The sequence below is a fragment of the Halalkalicoccus sp. NIPERK01 genome, from assembly GCF_030287405.1.
GTDB lineage: Archaea > Halobacteriota > Halobacteria > Halobacteriales > Halalkalicoccaceae > Halalkalicoccus.
Window position 1 is genome coordinate 175,293 of record NZ_JASVVV010000004.1, and the last position, 25,490, is coordinate 200,782.

Genomic DNA, 25,490 nt, shown 5'->3' on the forward strand with positions numbered 1-25,490 from the left:
CGAATCACCCGAAGTACTCCGCGATCTTGTCGTACACTTCGTCCATGTTCTGTCCTTCGAGCGCCGATAGCTCGACCGTCTCGTGCTGCGGGAAGGCGTTCTCGATGCGTTTGACGTTCGCCTCGTCCAAGTCGATCTTGTTCGCGAAGATGAGGACCGGGAGGTTCTGGCTCTCGATGATCCCCACCAGCATCGTGTTGACCTGCGTGAAGGGATCGTCCGTCGAATCGAGCACGTAGATGACGCCGTCGACGTCCTCGCGGAGCCAGTGCATCGCCTCGGCGACGCCTTCGGTGGCCTCCCGGGATCGACGGACCGCGTCCTCCTCCTCCATGTCGTACTCGAGGAACTCGTTGTAATCCACCTTCGTGGTGACGCCGGGCGTGTCGACGATGTCGATCGAGACGCTCCGCCCGTTGCGCTTGATCTCGACGTTCTCCTTCCGGCGGGCACGGCGGGTCTCGTGTGGTACGTGACTCTCCGGGCCGATCGCGTCACCGGTCCAGTCACGGGCGATCCTGTTGGCGAGCGTCGTCTTGCCGGCGTTCGGAGGGCCGTAGATACCGATCCGCTTCTGGGTATCGGTGGCGAAGAGCCGATCTGCCGCGCGTGAGATACTATCTTTGATATCTGTGAACAGTCCCATCCTGTCCTCCCGCGCCAGACGGCGCGTCCATGCGCGTAGACCAATGGTCAGGGGTACTTAAGCCTGCGTCAGACATCCGTACGATATCTTATGCTAGATGGATTTCGACGCCGCCCGCCGGCGACGAGATAACACCACGAGAACGAGGTGAATCGAAATCGACGGGGATAGGAGGCGCGGGATACGGCGAGTCGCCTCGGGAGGCCCCGGTTCCGATCCGGATTGGGTCGCTCGGGACCGTCGCCGTGACCCCCACCCCTTCGTTTCGACTGGAGACCGTCGAACCGCCGGGAGGGTTCCGCCGCCAGAGCGGACTCCATCAAGATTCCACTATAGAAAGGTCTCTAGACAATAACAAAGCCCCTCTCAATAATTGCTGCTACTGCAGTGCGGGTATGGTTGTCTCTACTATGACTTAGTCGTTCCCCTTCTAGAGTCGTCCTTCGGGGGGGTGTCCCGGCGAGCCGTTCCACCTGAAACGAAGGGGTGGGGGGGTTGGAGAAAACATCGTAATAACTATGTATTCTTTCCCGGCGGGGAGGGGACGCGGAAAGACAGTTTTAAGACCCTCCCTTACCTTGGGTTCGCCTGCATCGACGGACGGCCGACGAGTAGCCGTATTTCGAGAGAACCGACGTTTCGGACCCTCTCTGTAACGATTCCACGATACGCGTCCCGGGTTCCACCTGAAACGAAGGGGTTCGCCGATCGTGCTCGCCCATCCATGACAGGGAACGACTCCCCACCCCAGGACCGCTCTCCGGCCGAGACCGGGGACCGTTCGTTCGCGGTCGACGTCGAGGAGGTCCTCGACGACGCCGACGGGGAGGGCTCACAGGGACTGTTCGACGACCTCCTCTCGGGGGAACCGATCTTCGAGAACAAGGAGGTGCTCCGTCCCTCCTACACGCCGGACGAACTCCCCCACCGATCGGACCAGATCAACAAGATGGCGACGATCCTCGTCGCCGCGCTGCGGGGCGAGACGCCCTCGAACATCCTCATCTACGGGAAGACGGGAACCGGAAAGACCGCGAGCGCGAAGTTCGTCAGCCAGGAGCTAGAACAGACCTCCAAGAAGTACGACGTCCCCTGCGAGGTCGAGTACATCAACTGCGAGGTGACCGACACCCAGTACCGGGTGCTCGCCCAGCTCGCGAACAAGTTCATCGAGCAGAACGAGACGTACGTCGAGTGCCGCCTCTCGGATCTGGCGGACCTCCGCGAGGCGATCGAGGAGGGGGCGACCGCACTCGAAGCGACCCCCTTCGAGAGCATCGACGGGATCGCCTCGCGGATCGACGAACTCGAGGACGAACTCGACGGGATGGAGCCGGTGCCGATGACGGGGTGGCCGACCGACCGGGTGTACAAGGAGTTCTTCAACGCGGTCGACTACCGCGAGCGCGTGGTCGTGATCATGCTCGACGAGATCGACAAGCTTGTCGAGAAGAGCGGCGACGACACCCTCTACAACCTCTCGCGGATGAACTCCGAGCTCGACAACTCGCGGGTGTCGATCATGGGCATCTCGAACGACCTGAAGTTCACCGACTTCCTCGACCCACGAGTGAAGTCGAGCCTCGGCGAGGAGGAGATCGTCTTCCCGCCCTACGACGCGAACCAGTTGCGCGACATCCTCCAGCACCGCGCGGACATCGCCTTCGAGGAGCGCGCGTTGACCGACGACGTGATTCCCCTCTGCGCTGCGTTCGCCGCCCAGGAACACGGCGACGCCCGCCGGGCGCTCGACCTCCTCAGGACGGCGGGCGAACTCGCCGAACGCAGCCAGGCCGAGCGCGTCGACGAGAGCCACGTCCGAAAGGCCCAGGACAAGATCGAACTCGACCGGGTGGTCGAGGTCGTCCGCACGCTCCCCACGCAGTCGAAGCTCGTCCTGTTCTCGATCATCCTGCTCGAGAAGAACGGCGTCCACAACATCAACACCGGCGAGGTCTACAACATCTACAAGCGCCTCTGCGAGGAGATCGACGCCGACGTGCTGACCCAGCGGCGGGTGACCGACCTGATCAGCGAACTCGACATGCTGGGCATCGTCAACGCGATCGTCGTCTCGAAGGGGCGCTACGGCAGGACGAAGGAGATCAGCCTCTCCGTCCCGACGGAGGAGACCGAGGCCGTTCTCCTGGCCGATTCGCGCCTCTCGGAGATCGAGGAGATCCAGCCGTTCGTGCAGGCGCGCTTCGACAACTGACGAGCGCGATCACGCGAGCGGGCGTCCGTACCGTCGTCGTCAGGGCCGAGAGCCGTTCGACCCACCAGGCTTCGACGACCGCGTCGGCAGCGAACGCGCTTTCTGTACTGCCCTTGCGGAACAGTAACGTGGTTGGGCGGCGTACGTTCACGGTCGAGGAACCATGGAGCCGATCGTATCGACGGCCGAAACGACCGCGCCCGATCGCCGGGGACGCGTGCCACCGCTCGAGCCCGTTCGGGATGGGACGGCAGACCGCACTCGGGGCGACCCGGGACACCTCTCGTCCGAGGGGACGACGGCGCTCACCCGCGAAGGGGGGCGGGGGTGACGAGATGTCCGACCTGCTGGTGTACGTCGATCGGTCGACGGTGCGCGAGGGGAAGCTGGACGAACTCGAGGCGGGAATGAGCGACCTGGTTGAGTTCGTCGAGGCCAACGAGCCGGAGATCCTGGCGTACGACGTCTACTTCAGCGAGGACGGCGGTCGGATGACCGTCGTCCACATGCACTCCGACCCGGCGACCCTGGCGCACCACATGGAGGTCGCGGGGCCCGAGTTCCCCACGGTCGGGCCGTTCATCGATCTCGAGTCGATCGACGTCTACGGGACTCCGAGCGAGGACGTCGTCGAACGGCTGCGAGAGAAGGCCTCGACTCTCGGACGCGGACGCGTGACCGTCCACGATCTCCACGACGGCTTCGATCGAATCTCGGGCGGCTGAATCCGAATCGACCGAACCGCGCCGGTCGGTGAGCGTGGCGGGGTATCGCAGACATCCCGATCGGGCCGTCCGGGCGCGGCCGCCGTCAGACTGCCATCGGCGCGTCGACGGTCGTCGTCCCGTCGTCCCACGGGATCGGACCACCCGCGGGAGCGAGCGTCACCTGCGGCGTCCCCCCGGCGGCGAGTTCCGCGAGTTGAAGCCGGACCCACCCCAGCCACGGCACGCGGATCTCTGCGGTGCCGATCACCCACTCCTCCTGGACGGGGCCGCTCAGCCCGCGGGCCTGATCGTAGCGCTGGTTCGTCACCTGGTTGTCGCCCTTGGTGATGAAGCCGTCGTTGGGGGCCGGGCAGTTCCGCAGTTCCGCACAGCTGTCGGCGTTGCCGACGTGGTCGGGGTCCGCCCGGTCGTACCAGTTCTCCCCCTCCTCGACCCAGAAGTGCGCCCGGTGGATGATCGGGACCTGCCGGTCGTTGCCGTTGGGTTCGAAGACGATCACGTCGCCGTAGTCGCCGAACTTCTGGTAGCCCGTCTCCCGACCCGCCTCGTAGGTCACGACGCCGGTGTCGCCGTGGGCGGCGTCCTCCACGAACCGGTCGTTGTCGGTGATGAACACGAGGTCGTTCGGCTGCATGTTCGGCTCCATGCTGCCGCTCTCGATGGCGACCATCGGCGGCCAGACGCCCGAAAGCGAGAACAGGAGCAGCCCCACCAGGAGGACCGCGCCGACGCTGACGAGGAACTCGCGGACGACCATCGCGCCGCCGCGGTCGACCGTCCAGAACCAGCGGAGCCATCCCTGGACCGTCCGGGGACGTTCGTCGGCTCCGCCCGCTCGCACCGACTCGTCGTCCGCGGGCGACCGGCCGTCGCCGGGTGAACTCATTACCCTTCCTACCGGGGGTCCGGGTTTCAACCTTCTGGGTTTTCGGCACGCTTTTGACGTCGCTCCGAGTAGGCAGGGGTCGTGCCGGGAGAGACGGACAGACGGATCATCACCGACCTCGCCGCCCGCGGCTACAACGCCGACCGCGAGGCCGTGACCCTGCTCGCGGGTGCGTCCGACCCCGCCGCCGCGATCGAACGGGCGGTCGAGGCCGCGCCCGACGACGCCTTCAAGATCACCGGCGAACACGTCCGCGAGTTGCTCTCCGGCGAGGACCGCGACCCCCCGCGCGGCCCGGATCGATCCCCCCCGTCCGAGAACCCGGACCCCTCCGTTTCTCCTGCAGAACCCGGGGCGGATACGGCGGATACCGGGGATATCGCTCCAGTCGAAACGGGGGATCATCCTCCCGAGACGGGGGGACGGGTCCCGGCCGACCCCGAGAGACGGATCGTCGAGATCGTCGGCGACATCACCGGGCGGAGCACCGGGACCGGCGAGTACGCCGACTTCGTGACCGTCTTTCGGGACCGCTACGAGCGCCTCGCCGGCAAACTCCGAGGGAGGGTCAACCACCGCCCCGCCGAGGCGATCCAGCGGATGCCCGGCGGTGGCGACGCCGAGATGATCGGGATGGTCAACGACATCCGCTCGACCGCGGGCGGCCACTGGCTGATCGAACTCGAGGACACCACCGGCGTGTTCCCGTGTCTGGTGATGAAGGACCGCGAGATCGCGGATCTGGTGGGGGAGATCGTCTACGACGAGGTCATCGCCGTCAGGGGAACGCTCGCCGACGACGCGGGGATCCTCTTCACCGACGAGATATTCTTCCCCGACGTCCCCCACACCCACGAACCGAGGACCGCCGATCGCCACGTCCAGGCCGCGCTGATCTCCGACATCCACGTCGGCAGCCAGGAGTTCGCCGCCGACGCGTGGAGCCGCTTCGCCGACTGGCTCCACACGGCGGAGGCCCAGTCCGTCGAGTACCTGCTGATCGCGGGCGACATGGTCGAGGGCGTCGGCGTCTACCCGAACCAGGACGAGGAGCTCTCGATCGTCGACATCTACGAGCAGTACGAGGCGTTCGCGGAGTACCTAAAGGAGGTCCCCGGCGACCTCGAGATCGTCATGATCCCGGGCAACCACGACGCCGTCAGGCTCGCCGAACCCCAGCCCGCCTTCGACGAGGAACTGCGGGGGATCATGAGCGCCCACGACGCCCGGATCACCGGCAACCCCTCGACGGTGACGATCGAGGGCGTCTCGGTGCTGATGTACCACGGGATGAGCCTCGACGAGGTGATCGCGGACCTCCCCGAGGGGAAGGCGAGCTACGACAACCCCGAAAGAGCGATGTACCACCTCCTGAAGAAGCGCCACGTCGCGCCCAAGTACGGGGGCAAGATGCGCATCGCCCCCGAGGAGCGCGACTACCTTGTGATCGACGACGTACCCGAGATCTTCCACACCGGCCACGTCCACAAGCTCGGCTTCGGGACGTATCACAACGTGACCGCGATCAACAGCGGCTGCTGGCAGGCCCAAACCGCGTTCCAGAAGAGCGTCAACATCGACCCCGACGTGGGCTACGCGCCGATCGTCGACCTCGATACGCTGGACGTCACGGCCCGGAAGTTCACCTGAGTGCCGTTTATACCCGTCTCCGTCGTAACGAGCGCATGGAGTACGTGCGGTTCGGGGAAGCGAACGAGGAGCGACCGGCGGACGGGTGGCGACGGGCCGGATTGGTGAGCAAAGAGGCGGTCTCCGTCGACTGGTTCGAAAAGCCGCCGGGCCACGTCTCCGACCGCCACAGCCACGAGAACGAACAGGTGTTCGTCGTGCTCGATGGGGAGTTCGTCCTGTACACGGACGGGGAGTCGGTGACGCTCGGACGGTACGATACGGCGTGGGTCGACGCCGGAGAGCCCCACTGGAGCGAGAACCCGGGGACCGAGCCGACGGTCGGACTGAACGTCTTCGCACCGGGCCGGCGGTTTCCGTACTGGTCGCGCTGACACCGGACGGCCCTGCCCGAGATGAGTAGGGTTATCTGCCCGCTGGGGCTATCACGGGTATGACCATGGCACACACGGTGGGAGGCGCATGCGAGTCGTAGCGAAGTTCGGCGGCACCAGTCTGGGTAGCGGCGACCGGATCAACCGCGCGGCCGACTCGATCGCGAGCGCGGTCGAAGGGGGCCACGAGATCGCGGTCGTCGCGAGCGCGATGGGATCGACCACCGACGACCTCCTCGACGACATCACCTTCGAGACCGATGAGGCCGATCGCGCGGAGATCGTCAGCATGGGCGAGCGCACCTCCGTACGGATGCTGAAGGCGGCGCTGGCCTCGCGCGGCGTGAACGCGGTCTTCGTCGAACCCGGCAAGGACGAGTGGCCGATCATCACCGACGAGTACGGCGAGGTCGACGTTGAGGAGACCCGCCGGCGCGCGCGCGACCTCGCCGCCGACCTCGACGGGGTCGTCCCCGTCGTCACGGGCTTTCTCGCCGAGACCCACGACGGCAGCGTCACCACCCTCGGGCGCGGGGGCAGCGACACCACCGCCGTCATGCTGGGCAAGTACATGGACGCCGACGAGGTCGTGATCGTCACCGACGTCGAGGGCGTCATGACCGGCGATCCCTCCGTGGTCGAGGGCGCGCGCAACGTCGGCGAGATAAGCGTCGACGAACTCCGAAACCTCTCGTTCCGGGGCGCGGAGGTCGTCGCGCCCTCGGCGCTCTCGTACAAGGACGACCGGATGGGCGTGCGCGTCGTCCACTACCAGCACGGCGATCTCTTAACTGGTGGAACGAGCATCGAGGGCGAGTTCGAGAACCTCGTCGACATGCGCGAGGAACCCCTCGCCTGCGTGACCATCGCCGGGCGCGCGATCCGGAATCGCCCGGGGATCCTCTCGGATCTCTCGACACCGCTGGCCGAGCAGGGGATCAACCTCGACGCCGTCGCCAGCGGGATGGACTCGGTGACGTTCTACGTCGACGTCGGGGCCGCCGAGGAGACCGAGGCGATCCTCCACGAGGCCGTCATCGAGGACGACTCCCTGTCGAGCGTCACGCTCGAGGGCGACTTCGCGGTCATTCGTGTGACGGGCGGCGAACTCCCCAACCAGTCGGGGATCATCCAGGAGGTGATCGCGCCGGTCGCCGAGCAGAACATCGCGATCCACGACGTGATCACCAGCGCGACGAGCGTCGCGGTCTTCGTCCCGTGGGCCGACCGCGAGCGCACCCTCGAGACGATCCAGGAGACCTTCTAGCGGCCCTCCCGGAGGCGACTGCCGATCCGCTCGGGGAGCCCCGCCTCCGAGACCGCCTCGATCACCCGCTCGACGTCGTACTCCACGCGGCGCTCCTCGACCGTTCGCTCGTCGAGATCCACGATCGCGTAGGCCGCACGCGGATCTCCGTCGCGGGGCTGGCCGACGCTGCCGGGGTTGCAGACGATCCCCTCGTCGTAGACCGCGTGGCCCTGGACGTGGGTGTGGCCCATCACGAGTAGCTCCTCGTCTCCCAAGAGCGCGGGCGAGAACTCCTCGGGATAGGTGTAGTGATCCGGGTTCTCGGGGTGGCCGTGGACGAGTTTCACCCGTCCCTCCAACTCCGTGCGCTCCTCGGGGAGCGCCGCAAGCCACTGCAACCCCTCCTCCGAGAGCTCCCGGCGGGCGTGCTCCACTCCGGCTTTCGCCATCGCGTTGAACCGGAATGCGGTGTCGCTGGCGACCGCGCGGTCGTGGTTGCCCATCACCGTCGGAACCGACCGCTCGCGGACGACGTCGAGACACTCGGCGGGCCAGGGGTTGTAGCCGACGACGTCGCCCGCACAGAGCAGGCGATCGACCGCGGGCATGTCCTCGAGGACTGTCGAGAGGGCGACCCGATTCGCGTGGATATCGGAGATAAGACCGACGCGCATACCCCCTGTATGGGAGTGGAGGCCTTCAGTCCTGCCCGTTCTCGATCGCCCACGCGAAGCCGTCGCCCTCGCGGACGACCCCGGCGGCACAGACCGCGTGCTCGAACTCGTGGTCGTAGGCGGTTCGAGCGGCCTCCGCGGCGCTTTCGGGGGCGAACTCGACGGGTTCGGGCGCGTCCTTCTCGTAGGTCGCCACCAGCGTCGGTTCGGTGACGCGCTCGACCAGCAGGGCGTCCCTCCGGACGATCCCTATCAGTGCGTCCTCCCCGTCTAGCACGCCCGCGATTCTGGGAGTGTCGTAGTCGTCCTTCTCGTAGTCGAGCGCGAGCAGCCCCGTCGCGAGCGCGTCGCGCGCCGGGTAGCCCAGTCCGACCTTCTCGGCGATCGGGTCGACGTGCGAGCCGTTGCCGAGTACTACTCCTTCGCCCATCGAACGCACGCAGTTGTACGAGACGTAGGGGTTCTCGGTCTCCTCGGCGTCGGCGGTCGGGCCGACGGTGAGGCGGTCCCCCCGCTCTACGATCCGGCGGTTCGGGAACGAGCGCGAGGAGACGCGGTAGGCCCCGCGGTCGGGGCCGACGATCAGGAAGCGGCCGACGTACATACACGACCGTGCTCACCTCGCGGCCAAGTAGGTGTCGATGTATGCACCGACGGGGTGTGTGATCCGGTGGCGTGGATGGCCGGAACGCGCAACGCTTACATTGTAGCGACGGGTACGGACGGGTGCGAGCGCAGTCCCATGGGGTAGTGGCCAATCCTGAAGCCTTCTGGGGGCTTCGACACAGGTTCGAATCCTGTTGGGACTACTCGAACTCCTCCGTCCTTCTTCCGGACCACAGCTATCGCTCCGAGAGTTCCCCCGTCCTCGTGGTCGAAGTGCTCGGGCGGACGCGGTCAGCGGCGGTCGTCCCGTCGAGGGTGAAGCCCGTAGGTTTAATACGACTTATTGTATTTTAAGTTATAATCTATTCATGGTTTCCCTGGACACCGTTTTCGATCTCTTCAGCAAGGAACGGCGGCGCTACGCGCTGTACTATCTCGACCAGCAGGAGGGGAGAGTGTCGATCGAGGAGGTCGCCGAACGGGTAGCGAAGTGGGAGGCCGACTGCGAGGACGACCTCACGCCCGAGGAGTACGACCGGATCGTACTGTCGTTACATCACACCCACCTTCCGAAGACGGCGAGCGCGGAGTTCATCGAGTACGACGCCGAGAAGGGCGAGGTCAACGTCCACGGGACGCCCGCCGAGTTCGAGGCGGTCCTGACGGTCGCGAAAGTGCTCGAGAACGAGGACGAAGCGATCGACGCGTGACGCCGGTGCTCGGTCGTTCTCCTCACTCGTCCCTCCCCGGCCGTGTGAGTGGCAGACACGACGGATCGGATCACGGAAGCCTTATCCGTGGAGGGGGCCTCGGTTCGAGTGCAATGGCGAAAGGCGAAGTTGACTTCTTCAACGACACTGGCGGCTACGGTTTCATCTCGACGGACGACGCGGACGACGACGTGTTCTTCCACATGGAAGACGTTGGCGGCCCGGACCTCGAAGAGGGACAGGAGATCGAGTTCGATATCGAACAGGCCCCCAAGGGCCCCCGAGCGACCAACGTCACCCGCCTGTAAGGCGGACCACGACGTCTCAGCGGCTGTTACCTACCGTTTTTCACGACCCTCTAGATCCCCGTATCGCGTCCCGAACACGCACCGACGAGGACTCCTCATCGATCGAACCGCCCGGTTTCGCCGGTTTCGGGGATACGGGTGGGCTTCCTCCTGCCGGCATCGGCCTTATTCTCCTCACGATCCAACCGACACCCATGGAAACGCCCCGAGAACTCCGATCCGTCGACCAGCGCGACGTCCTCGTCAGCCGGATCGAATACGACGACGGCACCGTCATCGCGGCCGACTTCGGGGGCGACGAGGTCACGCTCGACGTCGTCGGCGAGACGGCGATCGTCGTCGCCGGCGACCGGCAGGTGGAGTTCGACCTCCCCGAGGGAGCGAGCGACGTCGCCGTGAACAACGGCACGCTCACGATCGAGGAGTGATACTGTCGGTCATAACTCAGTCCATCGCCGGTGGCAAAGACGGGTAGTAGCTGCGCTGTTAGTGATGGATCGTGCCACAGACGTTCATATTCCCATGACCGACAGTATGAGCCCCGTCGCAGCACCAACCGTTTAGCGTCCAGGGGCCCTACCCGCTCCCGATGGCAGACGACTGGACCACCGACGACGTACAGGACCTCTCGGGGAGCACGATCGTCGTCACCGGCGCGAACAGCGGGCTCGGCTACGAGGCCACCAGGGCGTTCGCACGCAAGGGCGGCCACGTGGTCATGGCCTGCCGGAGCGTCGAGCGAGGTCGGGAGGCCGCCGGGGAGATTCGCGATGAGCTCCCCGCCGCCTCGCTGTCGGTCCACGAGTGCGACCTCGCGGACCTCGACTCGGTGCGCGCGTTCGCCGAGGAGTTCGAGGCGACCTACCCGTCGCTTCACGTCCTGTGTAACAACGCGGGCGTGATGGCGATCCCCCGGGCCGAGACCGAGCAGGGCTTCGAGCGGCAGTTCGGCGTCAACCACCTCGGGCACTTCGCGCTGACGGGGCTGCTGTTGGATCGGCTGATCGGGACCGGCGGCGAGACGCGGGTCGTGACCCACAGCAGCAACGTCCACGAACGCGGCGAGATCGACTTCGATGATCTCAACTCCGTCGAACGGTACGACCCGTGGGACGCCTACGCCCAGTCGAAGCTCGCGAACCTGCTGTTCGCCTACGAACTCGACCGCCGCCTCCGGGACGCGGGTCTCGACGTGAAGAGCGTCGCCTGCCACCCGGGCTACGCCGACACCGACCTCCAGCGGCGCGGCCCAGAGATGCGCGGATCGAAGCCCCGGCTGTTCGCGATGAAGGCGTCGAATGCGCTGTTCGCCCAGAGCGCCGCGGTCGGCGCGCTCCCCCTCCTCTACGCCGCGACCCACCCCGGAATCGAGGGTGGGCAGTACGTCGGCCCCGGCGGGTTCAGGAACCTGCGCGGCACCCCCGAGGTCCAGCGTTCGAGCGAGCGATCCTACGACCGCGAGGACGCCCGGCGGCTCTGGGCGGTCTCCGAGGAACTCACCGGCGTACGCTACGGGTTCGATCGCTCGCTTCCCGGACGGGTCGGACGTCTCGCGGGCAGAGTGACCGACGGCCGGCCGGGGTAGGTGCCCTCGTCGCTCGCTCTCGCGGGCGTCTCGGAACCGATCAGAGCCCCTCTCGGGTCACGCGCCGGTGGGTGCCGACGACGAGTTCCCGGACCACGGGCATCCCGTCGTAGACCCACAACAGGAACGCACAGCCGATCAGACCCAACTGGAAGGTCAACTCCGGCGACGGGTCGAGCGTGATCAGTTGAGAGGCGAAGGGGACGAACAGGTCGAAAAACCCGCTGATCAGCCCCTGTCCGTGCTCCCCTTCGGCCTGTTCGAGCGGCCAGAGGACCCGCTCGACGGGATATCGCCCGTAGCGGGGGTAATCGGGGATCACGTCGCTCGGCAGGTGCAGCAGGTAGCCCGTACCGAACGCGAGGCCGACCCGCGTTCGCCCGTAGCGGTGGGCGAGCGCGCCGACGAGGATCGAGACCGGCACCGCGACGAACACCGAGTGGGCGAGCGCGTACCCGCCGGGGAAGACGCCGAACTGCCAGGAGAGCGTCTTGTCGACGAGATCCGGCAGCAGCGACGCGAACACGACGGCCACCGTCGCCGCCCCGTTCGGGCCCTCGCGGTAGACGAGGTGGCTGAACAGCGAGTAGGCGACGTAGCCGACGATGACGTGTTCCCAGGGCCACATGTTCCGTTCCAGTGATAGTTACACGCGCCCCGTTAATACCTTTCTGACTCTCTTTGTTAACTCACCGCACGAGATTCGGTCGTCCCGCCGTTCGGCACGATTACCGTTCCCACGCGCCGGGCGCGACCCCGAGTCGCCGAACGACGAAGGGGTAGACCGCCGCGATCGCGATCGCGACCGCGAACGACGCCCAGAAGCCGAGATCGCCGTAGAGCTCCTGGATCACGAGCAGGACGCCGAAGATCAGCGCGATCATCAGCAGGTAGTGTGGGAGGAGTTCGATCAGCCGCGAACGGAGCGAGGCCATTTGCGTTCCCGTACGCGAGCGGGACGCCTATAGCTACGGGTTCGCGACACCCCCTTGTCGCTGGGGGCGCTACGGGTCGGCATGGACTCACGCTGGCTCACCGCCCTCGGCGGCCTGCTGGCGAGCCTCGCGATCAGCGTCCTCGCCTGGGTTTACTTCGATACCCTTCTGGTGTTCCTGTTGATTCCGTTCGTCCCGTTCCTGTTCCGGCGGTCGCCGCCGACGAAGCGGTGTCCACGCTGTGGGTTCGAGACGACGAGCGAGGGGTTCGAGTACTGCCCGCGCGACGGCACCCGCCTCCCGTGATCACCACACGACCAGCAGGAAACCGACCAACAGGACGCCCGTGAGGACGACCTGCATCGCCGTCGAGGCGAGCATCCCGAGCGTGGTGTAGATCGCGGTCCGGACGCTCCCCTCGAGGTCGCCCGAGCGCTCGAACTCGAGGGCGAAGGTGGCGATCACCACGCCCGCGATCGTGCCGACCGGCCCCGCGAGAAACAGGAGGACGAAGCCGACGGCCCCGGCGACCGCCGCCGTCTTCAGCGAGGCGCCGCCGGCCGCGGAGGAGATCACGCTCGAGAGGAGGTCGAACGCGAGCGTCACGATCGCGAGCAGGGTCGCCCCCGCGACGAAGAGGGTGCCGGGGTCGGAAAAGCCGCTCTGCCACCAGTAGTAGTAGATCCCCGCGATCGAGAGAAGCGCGCCCGGAACGAGCGGGACGAAACTCGCGAGGACGCCACAGACGAGCAACGCCACGGCGACCGCCAGCGCGATCTCGACCATCAGCGCTCGTAGGCCCCCCGTCGAGCCAGTCTCCCGCGCTCCGCGAGCACGCTCGGGGTCCGACAGACCCCCCGCGCGCCCGCGGCCTGCGGGACGGTACAGTTGTTGCAGTTCTCGCAGACGACCCGCGCGCCCCCGTCCGAGAGGATCCGGGCGGGCAGGCGCGGCTCGGCGTAGAAGGGCCGCCCCATCCCGACGGCGTCGGCCGCCGACCCGAGCACGCGATCGAGTTCGGGCCCGCGGACGCCCCCCTCACAGAGGACGGGAATCGAGACGCGCTCGCGTGCCCGCTCGCACAGGTCGGCGTTCCACGCCGGTTCGAAGCCGAAGCCAGTGGCATGGATCCGGTTGGCGAGCGCCACCACCCGCCAGCGGGGGCCGAACGCCGCCTCGTAGCCCGACTCGAAGCGGTCGTCGGCCCACGCCCTTCGAGGAAACTCCCCTCGGATGAGGCTCATGTCCCAGAACACGGAGCCCCGAACGGGGACCACCGCGTCGTAGCCAATCGTCTCGCAGGCCCGACAGATCTCGACGGCGTCGCGCTCCGAGAGGTGCCGGCGGACGACTGCGGGGCTATCGGCCTCGGCGGGCACCTTCGTCACCAGCGGGACGTCGCCCGCGCGCTCGCGGATCTCGTCGTGGATCAGGGAGAGGAATCTGACACGGTTCGTGAGGGAGCCCCCGAACTCGTCGTCCCGGCGGTTGTAGAAGGGCGAGAGGAACTGCTGGACGATCCCCATGTTCGCGCCCGCGACGTGGATCCCGTCGTAGCCCGCCTCGACGGCGTACTCCGCCGCTCGGCCGAAATCGGCGACCAGTTCGTAGACCTCCTCGGTCGAGAGGACGTGCGGGTCGTAGTCGAGGAGGCCGAGCCGATCCGCCAACCGAAGCGCTCGCGGCGGTCGTGAGACCGCGAGCTGTTTTAGATCAGGATGCTCGGCGCGGTAGCCGGCGTGCCACGTCTCCATGCTGCGCAACCCGCCGTGTTCGAGTTGGAGGAAGATCCGCGAGCCCCGGTCGTGGATCGCGTCGGTCAGTCGCTCCAGTTCGGCGACGAACCCCGGATCGTGGACGCGGGTCATCCCGGGGGCGGCACAGCCGCCCTCCCCGCGGACGATCGTCGCGCCCTGGAATATCAGGCCCACGCCGGCCTCGGCGGCGGGTCCGAGTTCGCGGATCAGCGCGTCGACCGTGTCGGGGCCGTTGCCCGCACACTCCAGTAAGGGCGCGCGATACAGGCGGTTGGGTATCGAGAGCCCGCCGATGGCGAGTGGGTCGGTGATCCGCGGGGCCATTGCCGTCTTCTCCTACGGGCCTCGCGAGGTAAGCCGTTCGGCCTACAGGGGGCCGTCGGGCTGGTCCTGCTCGCCCTCGGATACGCTTTCGTCGACTTCTCCGAGGTCGCGCTCGTCGTTGTACTCCTCGGGGCCGCCCTCGCTCCCCGTCAACTCGTTGTACAGCGCCTCCTCTGCCTCCTCGGCGGTCTCGAAGCGCTCGCCCTCCAGTCGGTCGAAGACGCTGCCGATCGACTCGGTCTCGTTGGGCAGGTCGATGGGTTCCTGCCCGTAGTCCGCGGCGAGTTCCTCGCTGGTCGCGGGGTACTTGTGCTCGGAAAGCATCCCGCCGAACTCGTCGGCCGCCGCCGACTCTGCCGTCTCCGCCCGTTCGCGCTGGCGCTCGCGTGCGCTCTCCTGTGGGTCTCGGTCTCCCATACTTCCGGCTTCGACCGCCCGCGGCATAACGGTTGGACCTGCATTCGCTACCGCTCGACGACCAGCAGCGCGACCCGCTCGCGGACCAGTTCCTCGAGGCTCGCGTCGGTCGCTGCCCGCTCGTCGTCGGTGATCGCGTAGAACTCCGTGATCCGCTCCTCGTCCGCCCGGTCGCCCGGTCCCCAGTCGGCGGGTTCGACCACTGCCGAGAGCGCCTCGATCGCCCCGCTCTCGTCCTCGCCATCCACGACGATCACGACCTCCTGCTCGCCCTCTTCGATTCCGATCTCGAACGCGCGGTTGATCTGCCGGCGGCCCGCGGCGTACAGCAGGATCTCGACGCTTCGCTTGCGGGCGATCGCCTCGCCGCGCCCCGTCGCCCGGTTCGCCAGTGTTACGGCGCGTTCGAGGTGGGCGGGGCCGGCGACGTAGCGCGCGTCGAACGCCTGGACCGCACAGGCGTACTCGCTTCCGATATGATCCAGTTCCCCCAGAAACGAATCGAGGTCGTCGATCGCCGCCGTCCCGGTCAGAAGCCTCATTCAGAAGTCACCGAGGTTGGCCTGTCCCTCGCCGTCGGACTCGACCTCGACCGCCGCCGATTCGTCGGCCTCGATCCCCTCGATCGAGGGGTTCGGGTGGCCGGCGTTTCTGAGGATCGTCTCCGTGGTTTTCTCCCGTCCGCGCAGTGCGCCCAACACGACCGACTTCTCGGCGGTCCTGAGATCTTCGCGCGTCTCGATCCCGGCCTCGTAGAGCCACCGGGCGCGCTTTCGTCCGACGTTGCCGACGCCCGTGAGCCCGAGCAGCTCCTCGCCCACGCCGTGTTCGACGCGCTGGCGCGCGGCGCTGATCGACGCGACGACCTCGGGTCCCAGATCGAGTTCGACCGCGAGGCGCTCGGCGGCGTTGAGAAGCCACTGGGCGGTCTCGACCTTTCCCCGCAGGTCGCCCGGCCCGATCGCGTAGCGCTCGGTGATCCTGTCTTCCTCGACCTCGCTGGCCCAGTCCTCCAGTAAGGAAGCGGTCTTGAGCGCCGAGAGCCAGTCCTCGAAGCGTTCGGCCTCGAACTCCGTGGGCATGTCGCCGAGGAACTCGCGCTCGCGCTCGTAGGCGATCTCGGTGTACCTCTCGCGGTCGCCCGACCGGAGGTAGAGCCCCCACATGTCGGGAGTGCGCGCGACGAGGTGATACAGGCCGAGCGCGCTCGCCTCCTCCGACCCTCGGAGGCCGTCGATTATCTCGGCGGCGCTCATCGGATCGAGGTAGAGTCTCGAAACGGTGTGGCCGATCCCGGTCGCTGTGATGTCGTCGCCATCGAGTTCCTCGCGGCTCGCTTCGCCCTCCGCTCGGTTTTCCGAGGCGCGTTGCGCCTCGCGTTCGAGAAACCCGTTTCGCTCCAGATAGTCGAGCATCCTGTCCGTCACCGATTCGAGCCGACCGGGGTCGGTCGACTGGGTGGCGTACAGTGTGCGTTCGAGGAACTCCAGTAACCCTTCGCGGGAGTTCGCGAACCCCGAGGCGACCGTCGCGAGGATATGCGTGCGGAGCGCGGGTTCGGTCGCCAGTTTCGAGCGGACGGGTTCGGGATCAGCCCAGACGTACCGTTCGAAGAGTTCGTCGAGTTCGTCGTGGTTCTTCGCGAGCAGGAGGGCCTCGCCGTAGGGGTCGAGGCCGGGCCGGCCCGCCCGGCCCATCATCTGGTGGACCTCCAGCGTTGCGAGGGGTTTCATCCCGCCGGCGTCGCCGTCGTAGCGCTGCCAGTCGCGGACGATCACCCGCCTGCTCGGGGTGTTGACGCCCGCCGCGAGGGTCGGCGTCGCGCTGATCGCCTTGATCAGCCGGTCGCGGAAGGCGTCCTCGACCAGCGTGCGGTGCTCGCGCGCGAGGCCCGCGTGGTGGAAGGCCGCCCCCATCTCGATGGCGTCAGCCAGATCGTCGCTGGTCTCGGAATCGCTCACTCCCCTGACTTCCTCAGCGAGATCGACGAGATCGGCTCGCTCCTCGCCCGTGAGATGGGGGTCGACGGCGCCTCCCAAGCGGCGGGCGGCGGCCTCGGCGTTCCGCCGAGAATTGACGAACACGAGCGAGGATCCCCCATCCGAGAGCGCATCGCTCACGAGCGCCGTGGTCGGGTTCTCGCCCGACTCGACGGCGAACTCCTCCTGGGAGCCGTCGTCGAAGTGCAGCGCGCTGCCGTAATGCACTCCGGTACGAAGGTCGATGGGGCGCCACTCCGAGTGGACGAGTTCGGCGTCGAGCCACTCGGCGATCTCGCCCGCGTTTCCGACGGTCGCCGAGAGCGCGACCGTCTGGAGCGCGGGATTCAACTGCCGGAGCTTCGCCAGCGTGACCTCCAGCGTGGGTCCGCGGTTCGCGTCGTCCACGAGGTGGATCTCGTCGGCGACGACACACGAGAGTTCCTCGATCCACGAAGCGCCGTTTCGAACGAGCGAGTCGACCTTTTCCGATGTCGCGACGACGATGTCCCGATTGGAGAGCCACTCCTCGTCCGAGTCGTAGTTGCCGGTCGAAACGCCTACCGAGACGCCGAAGGACTCGAAGCGTTCGAACTCGCGTTTCTTCTCGCTGGCGAGCGCCCGGAGCGGGACGATGTACAGCGCCTTGCCGCCCCGCTCAACCGAAGTCAGCATCGCGAGTTCGGCGATCAGGGTCTTGCCGCTCGCGGTCGGCACGCTCGCGACGACGCTCTCGCCCTCGGTGACGCCGGCTTTCACTGCTTCGGCCTGCGGGGGATAGAGTTCCTCGATGCCCTCCTCGCGGAGGTGCTCGCTCACCCCCGCGGGAAGGCCCGAAAGCTCCGCGGTTTGCATTACGCGTGTTTCGCCCGTCATCCGGTTTAAACTGTCGCCCGAGGGCCGTGCTCCGCCACGGTTTTAGGCCTCTCGGCGCAACCTCGGGTATGCGCATCGAATACAATAGAGATACCTGCATCGGGATCTACCAGTGCGTCGACGAGTGGGAGAAGTTCGAGAAGGACATGGACGCCGGGAAGGCCGAACTCGTCGGCGCGGAGGAGGAAGACGGCGTCTTCGTCCTCGAGGTCCCCGAGGGCGAGGAGTTCGACGCCGAGATGGCCGCCCGGGTCTGCCCCGTCGACGCCATCACGCTCTACGACGACGACGGCGAGCAGATGGTTCCCTGACGGCTCTCAGTGCAGGTCCCAGTACTCGCGGGCGTCCTCGCGCTCGAAAAAGCCCTCGACGGTGCGCTCCTCGCGCCCCCCGGGCGGCGACCCGGCGAACACGCCGATCGCCCCCGCGTCGGGGTAGACGGTGACGTCGGGTTCCCGCATCGTCGAAACGACGAGGTATCGTAGCGGTTCCTCGGAGTCGTTGACGACGCGGTGAGCGCCGGCCTCGCCGGTCGGGAGCGCGACGTACTCCCCTGCTCGAAGGTCGTGGTCGCCTTCGTCGTGTCTGAGAACGCCGGTCCCCGAGAGGACGTAGATCGCTTCCTCGTTTCCCGTGTGGTAGTGATACGGCCACGACCGACTTTCGGCGGGTAGTTCGTAGAGGCTACAGCCGATCCGCTCGCCGCCCGCGGCCTCCGCCAACTGCTTGCGGCGAAAGCGTGTGTCGCCGCGGTCGGTCTCGGTCCACTCGAGGTCGGATTCGTTGACGCGGTCCATATCGTCGGCTCGACGCGAACCCCGATAGTCGTTGGGTCCCGAACCGGCGGTTCAGGCGATCTCGTCGTACTGCTCCGCGAGTTTGTCGGCGGCCGCGCCCAACTGCTCGCGCTCGAACTCGTCTAAGTCCCACTCCACCACTTCCTCGACGCCCTCGCTGCCGAGTTTCGCGGGCACGCCGAGGCCGACGCCCGAGTGGCCGAACTCGCCGTCGAGCGGGATCGAGGCGGGGAACACCTCGCCCGTGTCGCGCAGGACGGCCTCGGTCATGTGGCCGACGCCCGTCGCGGGCCCCCACTCGGTCGCGCCCTTGCGCTCGATGACGTTCATCGCGCTGGTCTGGAGTTCGTCGAGGATCTCCTCCTTCTCCCCGTCGGTGAACTCGGGGTCCCGGCCGTCGACGCGGACCTTCGAGAACACCGGGACCTGGTCGTCGCCGTGTTCGCCCAGAATGGTCGCCTCGACGTTTCGCACCTGTGTGTCGAAGCGCTGTGCGAGGACGTAGCGAAAGCGCGCCGAATCGAGTCGCCCGCCGAAGCCGATCACCTTCGTCCGATCGCGGTCGCCGACCTCGTAGAGGTGGCGGTTCAGCAGGTCGACCGGGTTCGAGGTGGTGATCGTCACGTAGTCGTCGTTGTGCTCGTCGAGCGAGGAGCCGATGTCCTCCATGATCGGGGCGTTGTCGCCCGCCAGATCCAGCCGGCTCTGACCGGGCGAGCGGGGAATCCCGGCGGTGATGACGACGACGTCCGAACCTGCCGTGGCCTCGTAGTCGCCCTGCCGGACCGTGGTGTTGGCGTCGTAGGCCACCCCGTGGTTGGCGTCGGCGGCCTGCCCGACCGTGTCGTCCTCCTTCTCGGGGATGTCCACGAGGACGAGTTCGTCAGCGATGTCCCGTAGCGCGATGTTGTAGGCCGCGGCGGCACCCACCGTACCGGCCGCGCCGACGACGCTCACTTTCGTCATATCACGTAACACGGCCACGCCGAGGCCGTTAAACGTATCGGAACGGGGGGTTTCTCGCGTCGTCCCGCGTAGGTTGATTCGACGGATGACGAACCCGTAGTCCTTTTCGGCGTCACGACCCTCCTTCGGGTATGAGCGAGTTCGACAAAGAGGCCGAACGCGAGAAACTCCGGGAGAAGTACGCGAACGAGCAGAAGGACAGGGAATCCACCCAGCGCATGAGCGACCTCCTCCTCCAGGGCGCGACGATGACCAACAAACACTGCGATCGGTGTGGCGACCCGATCTTCCGCTACGAGGGCCAGGAGTTCTGCGCCTCGTGTCAGGCCGCGGGACAGGCGGCCGACGGAGCGGCCGATACCGGCGGACGGCCCGATCAGGGGTCGTCCGACCCCGCCGAGACGACCCCCGAAAGCGAGGCCGCCGCCCGCGCGGTCGCGGACGAGGAACGATCGGATCCCGTCGACACCGGCTCCCAGCCCTCCGAGGTCCGCGAGACCGAACCCGAGGAACCGTCCCCCACCGAATCCCGTGAGCTACCCACCGAAACCCGGTCGGTCTCGACGGGAGGCGACCTCTCGGGGGCGCGCGAGGAACTCGGGCGGACGATCGCCACGCTCGCCCGGCGGGCCGCCGACGCGGAGGACCCCCGACGCGCCCGCGAGTTCCTCGAAGCCGCGGACGAGGCCGCAGAAACCCTCGCCACGCTGAACGGGCGCTAGTCGAGGACCGCGAGGTATTCTGGAGGTACTCGATCGGTCGTGTAGATCCCCTTCCCGCGCCGGACGATCCGGTGACCCCCGTCCTTCATCCCTTCTGTGTCCACGACGAACACCGCCGGCTCGTTCGCGTGTCGTCGGCCGACCTCACGGGCCTCGTCGACGGTCGCCGAGAGGTGGACCTGCTGGCGATCCATCGGCTTCAACCCCTGCTCGCGGATCGCCGGAACGTTCTCGGGGGCGGTCCCGTGATACAGTTCGTCGGGGACGGGCGTCTGGACGGGTTCGAGATCGACGTCGATGGAGTGGCCGTAGGCGGCGCGCACCCGCTCGCCCGAGCGCTCGAAGCGTCCCTTTGGGTCGGTCGCGATCACGCCCGCGACGTCCCCCGGTTCGGCCCAGTCGTACTTTCGGAGGACTGCCTCCACGAGGTCGTCGTAAGCCGTCCAACCGCGTTCGTCGAGCGCGAGGCCGGCGTCCTCGGGGAAGTGCCTGAGCGCGCCGCTGGCGAACGTCGAGAGGCGTTTTCGTCGATTCTTGCCCAAGAGTCGATCGCCCGGCTCACCGCAGACTGGACACGTCTCGCCCTCGAAGTGGCCGTGGTCGGGACAGCGACGGATCTCGCTCACACTTCCCCTCGGAACCGCCACCGGAAAAGCGCCGTTCACCACGGTAATTTATGATCGACTCGGCCACACTCACGAGTGATGTCCACGCACAACATGGCGGACTACGACGAACTGTGCGAGCGTTTCGAGTGGGACGATATCTACGCCGAGGCCGACTGGGACGCTCCCGATGAACTCAACGTCGCCCACGAGGTCTGCGACCGCCATCCACCCGATCGAACCGCGCTGGAGTACGCCGGAAGCGAGGGCGAGCGCGAGACGCTCACCTTCGGCGACCTGACCGAGCGCTCGAACCGCTTTGCCAGCGTCCTTTCGGGCCTCGTCGACCGCGGCGACCGCGTCTTCTCGTATCTGCCCCGCGTCCCCGAACACTACGTCGCGCTCGTGGGAACCCTCAAGGCCGGCGCCGTCTTCGGCGGGGTCAACGAACGGTTCGGCCCGGAGGGGATCGCCTACCGCCTCGACGACTGTGAGGCGAAGGCGATCGTCACGACCGCCGCGAACCGCGAGACGGTCGCCGACGCCCTCGAAGACGCCCCGTCGGTCGAACACGTCATCGTCGTCGGGAACGGTCGGGAGGGAGATCTCGACTTCCACGCCGAGTGCGGGGCGGCGAGCCCCGAGTTCGAGGCCGTCCGAACCAGTGGCGAGGACGACGCCCTGCTCTACTACACCAGCGGTACTACTGGCAGGGCGAAGGGCGTGCTCCACAAACACCGCTGGGTCGCGGGCGTCGCGGCCACCCAGCGCTTCGCGGTCGACCTCCAGGACGGGGACCTCTACTGGTCGACCGGGGATCTGGGCTGGCTCACCGGCCCGATCAACACCCTCGGAGCCTGGTTCTGGGGGACGAGCCAGTTCACCTACGAGGGCGAGTTCGACCCCGAGGCGTGGGCGGAACTGCTCGACGAGTATCCCATTACCGTCCTTTTCAGCGTTCCCACCGCCTACCGGATGCTGCGCGAGAAGGAGTCGGTCCTCGACGAGGTGGACTTGGACCTGCGTCACGCCCTCTCGATCGGCGAACCCCTCTCCGCTGGCGTCGTCGACTGGGGCGAGGACGTTCTGGGGGTGACGATCCACGACACCTACGGCCAGACCGAGACGGGCAACATGATTATCAACAACTACCCGACGATGGAGATCCGGCCCGGTAGCATGGGCAAACCCCTCCCCGGAATCGAGGCGACCGTCGTGGATCCCGAGACGGGCGAACCCCTTCCGCCGGGCGAGACTGGCGAGATCGCCCAGCGCGGAAACTACCCCTGCTTTTTCGCCGAATACTGGGAGCAGCCCGAGAAGACCGCCGAGTGTTTCGTAAACGATTGGTACCTCTCGGGTGATCTGGGTTACCTCGACGAGGATGGGTACTTCTGGTTCGAGGGACGGGCCGACGACGTGATCATCTCCTCGGGCTACCGGATCGGTCCCTTCGAGGTCGAGAGCTCGCTCGGCGAACATCCCGCCGTCGCGGAGGCCGCCGTCGTCCCCAAATCCGACCCCGAGCGGGGCAACATCGTCAAGGCATACGTCGTCCTCAGCGAGGGGACCGACCCCTCCGAGGGACTCGTCGGCGACATCCAGAACCACGTCAAGGACGAACTCGCGGCCCACGAGTACCCGCGAGAGATCGAGTTCGTCGAGGAACTACCCAAGACCGTGACCGGGAAGATCCGCCGGACCGAACTCCGAGACGAGACCGCCTAGTCGCTCACCGACAGCGGCCCCACCGGTCGTTTCGGTCCGGCCCCTTCGCGCACTCCTTCGAACTCTCCCCGGTACTCGACCTCGGGGACGAACTCGATCGGTTCGGGTTCCACCCGGTCCGATTCGCCGTAGCACTCGAACTCCCACGCGTTCCCCGCCGTCGCCTCGTGCTGTGGCTCGCCGTACCGCGACTCCGGATCTACGTCGCCCGACTCGGATCTCCTGCTGAACATTGATTCGTACTCGAGTAAACTACCACCAGGACAATAACTCTATCCCACAAACAACTAGTGGTGTATAATGACCCCAGGTGGAACCGTATATCCCTACGACTCGTATTTGCTGGCGACGACCTCGCGGATCCGGCCCGCCGTCACCTCGCCGACGCCCGCCGCCTCCTGGAGGTCCTCCTCGCTCGCGGTCAGCACCGCCTCGACGCTCCCGAACTCCGAGAGCAGGGAGCGGGCAGTCACGGGTCCGATGTCGGCGATCGACCCGACGACGTACTCCTGTTGTTCAGCGAGCGTCTTCGAGGACTTCCTGCCGTGGACGCTGACCTCGCGCTTTTCGACCTCCTGTTCGCGCCCCGCGATGACGGCCAGCAGGTCGGCGGTGTCGGCCTCGTCCTCGGTTCGCAACACGGAGGCCCCGAAGTCGATCGCGAGACTCGCGAGCGCTCCTCGAATGGCGTTCGGGTGGACGTTTCGCTCCTCGTAGAGCCCCTCGCCCTCGATGATCACGACGGGCCGCGAGTAGTGCCGGGCCATGTCCCCGACCTGCTCGAACACCGAGCGGTCGCCGCCGACGAGGGTGTCGAGGAAGTCCGTCACGGATTTGCGCTCTACTGCGACCCGGTCCGAGAGGACGTAGTCGCCGACCTCCAATGTCTCGAGGCGCGTGCTGATCCCCTCGCGCGTCGAGAGGTCCCGGGCGATCGTCGCGTCGAGTTCGCGCTGGTCGGCGACGATCTCGATCCCGTCCTCGGCGTCGGGAACCACGCGGTCGGCGGGATCGACGTCCCCGCCGTCTTCCCCGTCTCCACCCTCGCTTCCTTCCGTCTCCGGTTCGTAGGATTCCAGCCCGTGTCGGAGGTCGCCCCCGGTGTCCCCCTCACCGTCGCTTCCCGCACCGTCGGCGTCGAAGTCGGCGAGTCGGCGCTGGCTCGGGTCGAGTTGTTCCTCCACCTCCTCCGCCACCCCCTTCAGCTTCCGGAGTTCCGACTCCATCTCCTTCTCGCGCCGCCGGGAGATCCAGAAGTACGCCTCGTCGCGGGTGTCCTCCGCCAGGAGGACGACCACGCGGCCCTCGTCCTGTCTTCCCGTCCTCCCTTTGCGCTGGATCGCCCGAATCGCCGTCGGGACGGGTTCGTAAAAGAGCACGAGGTCCACCTCGGGCACGTCCAGGCCCTCCTCCGCGACCGAGGTCGAGACCAGCACCTCGAACTCGCCCGCCCGGAAGGCATCGAGCACCTCCTTCTGTTGTTTCTGGGTCATCCCCGAACTCCCCTCCTTGTCGCCCTGCCCGACGAATCGCCGGGCGTCGACGTGCTCCGAGAGGAACTCGGTGAGGGTCTCGGCGGTGTCGCGGTACTCGGTGAAGACGATCACCCGCTGTCCCCCGTCGACCAGCGTCTCGATGGCGAGGCGCCGCGTCTCCGAGAGCTTCGGGTGGAGGTCGTCGTACGCGTCGGCTCGCCGCATCGCCTCCCGGACTTTGGGCTCGCTGACGAGTCGCTGGCTCGCCTTCGACGCGCCCGACGAGCGCGCCTCGTTTCGCAGGCGCTCGAAGTAGGCTTCGAGGGACTCGACGCCCTGGGACTCGACCACCTCGACGGCGTGTTTCAGCTTCATCACCTCGGCGTGGACCGACATCCCCTGATAGCCCTCCGACTGGTCGTTCCCAATCAGCTTCTGGAGTTCGCTTCGCACGCCGAACAGTTCCTTCCGGGAGACGTCGACCCGCGCCGAGCCGATCACGCCGAGTTCCTTCAGCCTCTCCAGGCGGTCCTTGATCACCTCGTTGAGCGCGTCGCGGATCTCGACGATCTCCTCGGGGACCTCGATACGTTTCCACTCGACTTCCGTCTCGTAGGTGTACTCCGCGACGTCCGAGTCGTCCTCGGTCATCACCTCGACCTCGGTGATCCCGAGGTTCTCACACACCTCCAGAATCGCCTCCTCGCCACCTCCGGGGGAAGCGCTCATCCCCGTTACTAGTGGGTTTTCGGCGTCCGCGTGGTAGCGTTCGGCGATATATACATATGAATAGTCGCCGGTCGCGCGGTGACACTCGTCGAAGGTGAGGTGGACGACCTCCGAAAGGGAGATCCGCCCGCCGACGAGGTCGTTCTCGACGACCTGCGGGGTGGCGATGACTATTCGAGAATCGTCCCACAGCGCCGCCCGGTCGTCGGGGCGGACCTCCCCCGTGAAGACGACGATCTCCTCGTCGGGAATCTCGAGGGCCTCGCGATAGAACTCGGCGTGTTGCTCGACGAGGGGTTTCGTCGGCGCGAGAAAGAGCGATTTGCCGCCGAGGTCGTTGAGCCGTTCGGCGGTGACGAGCAGGCTCACCGTCGTCTTGCCGAGTCCGGTGGGAAGGCACACGAGCGTGTGGGCGGCCTTCGCCGTGCCGGCGAGTTGGATCTGGTAGAGCCGGCGTTCGATGAACCCCGGCGTGAGGAGGGGATGATCCACCCGGGGGATCTGCTCGTCCGTGGCGGCCATTGGCTCGTTTTGTTCGTTCTCGGGGTT

Annotated in this window: 30 protein-coding genes and 1 tRNA gene; 15 read left to right on the forward strand and 16 right to left on the reverse strand. The window is 66.9% G+C overall.

What is annotated here, in order from left to right:
- Positions 1–4: 4 nt before the first annotated feature.
- Positions 5–646 carry an Era-like GTP-binding protein gene (locus QRT08_RS13125; RefSeq protein ID WP_286046417.1) on the reverse strand — a complete coding sequence of 214 codons (642 nt, stop codon included), beginning with the start codon at positions 644–646 and terminating at the stop codon, positions 5–7.
- Between the two features lie 724 nt (positions 647–1,370).
- Between QRT08_RS13125 and QRT08_RS13130 the strand changes: the two genes are divergently transcribed.
- From QRT08_RS13130 to QRT08_RS13140, 3 genes are all read left to right on the forward strand, one after another.
- Positions 1,371–2,861: a Cdc6/Cdc18 family protein gene (locus QRT08_RS13130; RefSeq protein WP_286046418.1), complete on the forward strand. Its 1,491-nt coding sequence runs from the start codon at positions 1,371–1,373 to the stop codon at positions 2,859–2,861.
- Positions 2,862–3,024: 163 nt separating this feature from the next.
- The gene (locus QRT08_RS13135) at positions 3,025–3,192 is read left to right on the forward strand and encodes a hypothetical protein (RefSeq protein WP_286046419.1); all 168 of its coding nucleotides are present in this window, start codon (positions 3,025–3,027) and stop codon (positions 3,190–3,192) included.
- A gap of 4 nt (positions 3,193–3,196) precedes the next feature.
- Positions 3,197–3,586, forward strand: a complete 390-nt coding sequence (locus tag QRT08_RS13140; protein WP_286046420.1) for a putative quinol monooxygenase — start codon at positions 3,197–3,199, stop codon at positions 3,584–3,586.
- A gap of 85 nt (positions 3,587–3,671) precedes the next feature.
- Here the strand turns inward: QRT08_RS13140 and QRT08_RS13145 are convergent, their stop codons facing one another.
- Entirely contained in the window at positions 3,672–4,475 is an 804-nt protein-coding gene (locus tag QRT08_RS13145; protein WP_369684843.1) for a S26 family signal peptidase, read from the reverse strand.
- Between the two features lie 81 nt (positions 4,476–4,556).
- Here QRT08_RS13145 and QRT08_RS13150 point away from each other — a divergent pair, with 81 nt between their 5' ends.
- The 3 genes from QRT08_RS13150 to QRT08_RS13160 all read left to right on the forward strand — a co-directional run bounded on the left by QRT08_RS13150 (position 4,557) and on the right by QRT08_RS13160 (position 7,766).
- A complete protein-coding gene (locus QRT08_RS13150; RefSeq protein WP_286046421.1) occupies positions 4,557–6,125 on the forward strand; it encodes a DNA-directed DNA polymerase II small subunit in 1,569 nt (522 codons plus the stop codon).
- 35 nt (positions 6,126–6,160) lie between these two features.
- The gene (locus tag QRT08_RS13155; RefSeq protein ID WP_286046422.1) at positions 6,161–6,499 is read left to right on the forward strand and encodes a cupin domain-containing protein; all 339 of its coding nucleotides are present in this window, start codon (positions 6,161–6,163) and stop codon (positions 6,497–6,499) included.
- 88 nt (positions 6,500–6,587) lie between these two features.
- Entirely contained in the window at positions 6,588–7,766 is a 1,179-nt protein-coding gene (locus tag QRT08_RS13160; RefSeq protein ID WP_286046423.1) for an aspartate kinase, read from the forward strand.
- On the opposite strand, the gene QRT08_RS13165 is transcribed toward QRT08_RS13160, so the two are convergent.
- Both QRT08_RS13165 and QRT08_RS13170 read right to left on the reverse strand, forming a co-directional pair.
- Positions 7,763–8,422: a metallophosphoesterase family protein gene (locus QRT08_RS13165; RefSeq protein WP_286046424.1), complete on the reverse strand. Its 660-nt coding sequence runs from the start codon at positions 8,420–8,422 to the stop codon at positions 7,763–7,765. The two genes, QRT08_RS13160 and QRT08_RS13165, sit on opposite strands and share 4 nt — an antisense overlap.
- 25 nt (positions 8,423–8,447) lie before the next feature.
- Positions 8,448–9,026, reverse strand: coding sequence for an IMP cyclohydrolase (locus QRT08_RS13170; protein WP_286046425.1), 579 nt, complete (start codon positions 9,024–9,026; stop codon positions 8,448–8,450).
- Positions 9,027–9,158: 132 nt separating this feature from the next.
- Here QRT08_RS13170 and QRT08_RS13175 point away from each other — a divergent pair.
- The 5 genes from QRT08_RS13175 (at position 9,159) to QRT08_RS13195 (ending at position 11,631) form a co-directional block, all read left to right on the forward strand.
- A tRNA-Gln gene (locus QRT08_RS13175) sits at positions 9,159–9,231 on the forward strand.
- Between the two features lie 165 nt (positions 9,232–9,396).
- Complete coding sequence (locus QRT08_RS13180) at positions 9,397–9,738, forward strand: DUF7344 domain-containing protein (RefSeq protein WP_286046426.1); 342 nt, start codon at positions 9,397–9,399, stop codon at positions 9,736–9,738.
- 113 nt (positions 9,739–9,851) lie between these two features.
- On the forward strand, positions 9,852–10,046 hold the full coding sequence (locus QRT08_RS13185) for a cold-shock protein (protein WP_008418979.1): 195 nt from the start codon (positions 9,852–9,854) through the stop codon (positions 10,044–10,046).
- Between the two features lie 194 nt (positions 10,047–10,240).
- Positions 10,241–10,474, forward strand: coding sequence for a DUF7127 family protein (locus QRT08_RS13190; RefSeq protein WP_286046427.1), 234 nt, complete (start codon positions 10,241–10,243; stop codon positions 10,472–10,474).
- A 161-nt stretch (positions 10,475–10,635) separates the two neighbouring features.
- The gene (locus QRT08_RS13195; protein ID WP_286046428.1) at positions 10,636–11,631 is read left to right on the forward strand and encodes an oxidoreductase; all 996 of its coding nucleotides are present in this window, start codon (positions 10,636–10,638) and stop codon (positions 11,629–11,631) included.
- 40 nt (positions 11,632–11,671) lie between these two features.
- Here the strand turns inward: QRT08_RS13195 and QRT08_RS13200 are convergent, their stop codons facing one another.
- Both QRT08_RS13200 and QRT08_RS13205 read right to left on the reverse strand, forming a co-directional pair.
- Positions 11,672–12,259 carry a metal-dependent hydrolase gene (locus QRT08_RS13200; protein WP_286046429.1) on the reverse strand — a complete coding sequence of 196 codons (588 nt, stop codon included), beginning with the start codon at positions 12,257–12,259 and terminating at the stop codon, positions 11,672–11,674.
- A gap of 100 nt (positions 12,260–12,359) precedes the next feature.
- On the reverse strand, positions 12,360–12,566 hold the full coding sequence (locus tag QRT08_RS13205) for a hypothetical protein (RefSeq protein WP_286046430.1): 207 nt from the start codon (positions 12,564–12,566) through the stop codon (positions 12,360–12,362).
- An 81-nt stretch (positions 12,567–12,647) separates the two neighbouring features.
- Between QRT08_RS13205 and QRT08_RS13210 the strand changes: the two genes are divergently transcribed.
- On the forward strand, positions 12,648–12,872 hold the full coding sequence (locus tag QRT08_RS13210; RefSeq protein ID WP_286046431.1) for a hypothetical protein: 225 nt from the start codon (positions 12,648–12,650) through the stop codon (positions 12,870–12,872).
- On the opposite strand, the gene QRT08_RS13215 is transcribed toward QRT08_RS13210, so the two are convergent.
- Genes QRT08_RS13215 through QRT08_RS13235 form a run of 5 tightly spaced genes read right to left on the reverse strand, consistent with a single transcriptional unit; the run spans position 12,873 to position 17,898 of the window.
- A complete protein-coding gene (locus QRT08_RS13215; protein WP_286046432.1) occupies positions 12,873–13,352 on the reverse strand; it encodes a DUF456 domain-containing protein in 480 nt (159 codons plus the stop codon).
- Positions 13,352–14,647, reverse strand: coding sequence for an oxidoreductase (locus tag QRT08_RS13220; RefSeq protein ID WP_286046433.1), 1,296 nt, complete (start codon positions 14,645–14,647; stop codon positions 13,352–13,354). Before QRT08_RS13220 ends, QRT08_RS13215 begins: the two co-directional genes overlap by 1 nt.
- 42 nt (positions 14,648–14,689) lie before the next feature.
- Positions 14,690–15,064 carry a DUF5789 family protein gene (locus tag QRT08_RS13225; protein ID WP_286046434.1) on the reverse strand — a complete coding sequence of 125 codons (375 nt, stop codon included), beginning with the start codon at positions 15,062–15,064 and terminating at the stop codon, positions 14,690–14,692.
- A gap of 47 nt (positions 15,065–15,111) precedes the next feature.
- Positions 15,112–15,606, reverse strand: a complete 495-nt coding sequence (gene cgi121, locus QRT08_RS13230; protein WP_286046435.1) for a KEOPS complex subunit Cgi121 — start codon at positions 15,604–15,606, stop codon at positions 15,112–15,114.
- On the reverse strand, positions 15,607–17,898 hold the full coding sequence (locus QRT08_RS13235; protein WP_286046436.1) for an ATP-dependent DNA helicase: 2,292 nt from the start codon (positions 17,896–17,898) through the stop codon (positions 15,607–15,609).
- An 89-nt stretch (positions 17,899–17,987) separates the two neighbouring features.
- Here QRT08_RS13235 and QRT08_RS13240 point away from each other — a divergent pair, with 89 nt between their 5' ends.
- Positions 17,988–18,230: a ferredoxin gene (locus QRT08_RS13240; protein ID WP_286046437.1), complete on the forward strand. Its 243-nt coding sequence runs from the start codon at positions 17,988–17,990 to the stop codon at positions 18,228–18,230.
- A gap of 6 nt (positions 18,231–18,236) precedes the next feature.
- Here QRT08_RS13240 and QRT08_RS13245 read toward each other — a convergent pair whose 3' ends face one another.
- Together QRT08_RS13245 and mdh are read right to left on the reverse strand one after the other, a co-directional pair.
- The gene (locus QRT08_RS13245; RefSeq protein WP_286046438.1) at positions 18,237–18,716 is read right to left on the reverse strand and encodes a cupin domain-containing protein; all 480 of its coding nucleotides are present in this window, start codon (positions 18,714–18,716) and stop codon (positions 18,237–18,239) included.
- Between the two features lie 51 nt (positions 18,717–18,767).
- Positions 18,768–19,682, reverse strand: a complete 915-nt coding sequence (gene mdh, locus QRT08_RS13250; protein ID WP_286046439.1) for a malate dehydrogenase — start codon at positions 19,680–19,682, stop codon at positions 18,768–18,770.
- 131 nt (positions 19,683–19,813) lie between these two features.
- On the opposite strand from mdh, the gene QRT08_RS13255 reads away from it, so the two are divergent.
- Entirely contained in the window at positions 19,814–20,404 is a 591-nt protein-coding gene (locus QRT08_RS13255; protein WP_286046440.1) for an Sjogren's syndrome/scleroderma autoantigen 1 family protein, read from the forward strand.
- On the opposite strand, the gene QRT08_RS13260 is transcribed toward QRT08_RS13255, so the two are convergent.
- On the reverse strand, positions 20,401–21,030 hold the full coding sequence (locus tag QRT08_RS13260; protein ID WP_286046441.1) for an RNA 2'-phosphotransferase: 630 nt from the start codon (positions 21,028–21,030) through the stop codon (positions 20,401–20,403). The genes QRT08_RS13255 and QRT08_RS13260 overlap by 4 nt on opposite strands.
- A 78-nt stretch (positions 21,031–21,108) precedes the next feature.
- On the opposite strand from QRT08_RS13260, the gene QRT08_RS13265 reads away from it, so the two are divergent.
- Entirely contained in the window at positions 21,109–22,737 is a 1,629-nt protein-coding gene (locus tag QRT08_RS13265) for an acetate--CoA ligase (RefSeq protein WP_286046442.1), read from the forward strand.
- Here QRT08_RS13265 and QRT08_RS13270 read toward each other — a convergent pair.
- Positions 22,734–22,970, reverse strand: coding sequence for a hypothetical protein (locus QRT08_RS13270; RefSeq protein ID WP_286046443.1), 237 nt, complete (start codon positions 22,968–22,970; stop codon positions 22,734–22,736). The two genes, QRT08_RS13265 and QRT08_RS13270, sit on opposite strands and share 4 nt — an antisense overlap.
- Before the next feature lie 93 nt (positions 22,971–23,063).
- Positions 23,064–25,463, reverse strand: a complete 2,400-nt coding sequence (locus tag QRT08_RS13275; RefSeq protein WP_286046444.1) for a DEAD/DEAH box helicase — start codon at positions 25,461–25,463, stop codon at positions 23,064–23,066.
- Positions 25,464–25,490 lie beyond the last annotated feature (27 nt).

Bases quoted from the DNA above. Each gene is read 5' to 3' on its own strand.
- QRT08_RS13245 (WP_286046438.1), bottom strand. From the start codon at position 18,716: ATGGACCGCGTCAACGAATCCGACCTCGAGTGGACCGAGACCGACCGC.
- QRT08_RS13165 (WP_286046424.1), bottom strand. From the start codon at position 8,422: ATGCGCGTCGGTCTTATCTCCGATATCCACGCGAATCGGGTCGCCCTC.
- QRT08_RS13190 (WP_286046427.1), top strand. From the start codon at position 10,241: ATGGAAACGCCCCGAGAACTCCGATCCGTCGACCAGCGCGACGTCCTC.
- QRT08_RS13240 (WP_286046437.1), top strand. From the start codon at position 17,988: ATGCGCATCGAATACAATAGAGATACCTGCATCGGGATCTACCAGTGC.
- QRT08_RS13255 (WP_286046440.1), top strand. From the start codon at position 19,814: ATGAGCGAGTTCGACAAAGAGGCCGAACGCGAGAAACTCCGGGAGAAG.
- QRT08_RS13210 (WP_286046431.1), top strand. From the start codon at position 12,648: ATGGACTCACGCTGGCTCACCGCCCTCGGCGGCCTGCTGGCGAGCCTC.
- QRT08_RS13235 (WP_286046436.1), bottom strand. From the start codon at position 17,898: ATGCAAACCGCGGAGCTTTCGGGCCTTCCCGCGGGGGTGAGCGAGCAC.
- QRT08_RS13185 (WP_008418979.1), top strand. From the start codon at position 9,852: ATGGCGAAAGGCGAAGTTGACTTCTTCAACGACACTGGCGGCTACGGT.
- QRT08_RS13160 (WP_286046423.1), top strand. From the start codon at position 6,588: ATGCGAGTCGTAGCGAAGTTCGGCGGCACCAGTCTGGGTAGCGGCGAC.
- QRT08_RS13130 (WP_286046418.1), top strand. From the start codon at position 1,371: ATGACAGGGAACGACTCCCCACCCCAGGACCGCTCTCCGGCCGAGACC.
- QRT08_RS13135 (WP_286046419.1), top strand. From the start codon at position 3,025: ATGGAGCCGATCGTATCGACGGCCGAAACGACCGCGCCCGATCGCCGG.
- QRT08_RS13155 (WP_286046422.1), top strand. From the start codon at position 6,161: ATGGAGTACGTGCGGTTCGGGGAAGCGAACGAGGAGCGACCGGCGGAC.
- QRT08_RS13265 (WP_286046442.1), top strand. From the start codon at position 21,109: ATGTCCACGCACAACATGGCGGACTACGACGAACTGTGCGAGCGTTTC.
- QRT08_RS13215 (WP_286046432.1), bottom strand. From the start codon at position 13,352: ATGGTCGAGATCGCGCTGGCGGTCGCCGTGGCGTTGCTCGTCTGTGGC.
- QRT08_RS13180 (WP_286046426.1), top strand. From the start codon at position 9,397: ATGGTTTCCCTGGACACCGTTTTCGATCTCTTCAGCAAGGAACGGCGG.
- QRT08_RS13220 (WP_286046433.1), bottom strand. From the start codon at position 14,647: ATGGCCCCGCGGATCACCGACCCACTCGCCATCGGCGGGCTCTCGATA.
- QRT08_RS13205 (WP_286046430.1), bottom strand. From the start codon at position 12,566: ATGGCCTCGCTCCGTTCGCGGCTGATCGAACTCCTCCCACACTACCTG.
- mdh (WP_286046439.1), bottom strand. From the start codon at position 19,682: ATGACGAAAGTGAGCGTCGTCGGCGCGGCCGGTACGGTGGGTGCCGCC.
- QRT08_RS13125 (WP_286046417.1), bottom strand. From the start codon at position 646: ATGGGACTGTTCACAGATATCAAAGATAGTATCTCACGCGCGGCAGAT.
- QRT08_RS13270 (WP_286046443.1), bottom strand. From the start codon at position 22,970: ATGTTCAGCAGGAGATCCGAGTCGGGCGACGTAGATCCGGAGTCGCGG.
- QRT08_RS13145 (WP_369684843.1), bottom strand. From the start codon at position 4,475: ATGAGTTCACCCGGCGACGGCCGGTCGCCCGCGGACGACGAGTCGGTG.
- cgi121 (WP_286046435.1), bottom strand. From the start codon at position 15,606: ATGAGGCTTCTGACCGGGACGGCGGCGATCGACGACCTCGATTCGTTT.
- QRT08_RS13200 (WP_286046429.1), bottom strand. From the start codon at position 12,259: ATGTGGCCCTGGGAACACGTCATCGTCGGCTACGTCGCCTACTCGCTG.
- QRT08_RS13225 (WP_286046434.1), bottom strand. From the start codon at position 15,064: ATGGGAGACCGAGACCCACAGGAGAGCGCACGCGAGCGCCAGCGCGAA.
- QRT08_RS13275 (WP_286046444.1), bottom strand. From the start codon at position 25,463: ATGGCCGCCACGGACGAGCAGATCCCCCGGGTGGATCATCCCCTCCTC.
- QRT08_RS13140 (WP_286046420.1), top strand. From the start codon at position 3,197: ATGTCCGACCTGCTGGTGTACGTCGATCGGTCGACGGTGCGCGAGGGG.
- QRT08_RS13170 (WP_286046425.1), bottom strand. From the start codon at position 9,026: ATGTACGTCGGCCGCTTCCTGATCGTCGGCCCCGACCGCGGGGCCTAC.
- QRT08_RS13195 (WP_286046428.1), top strand. From the start codon at position 10,636: ATGGCAGACGACTGGACCACCGACGACGTACAGGACCTCTCGGGGAGC.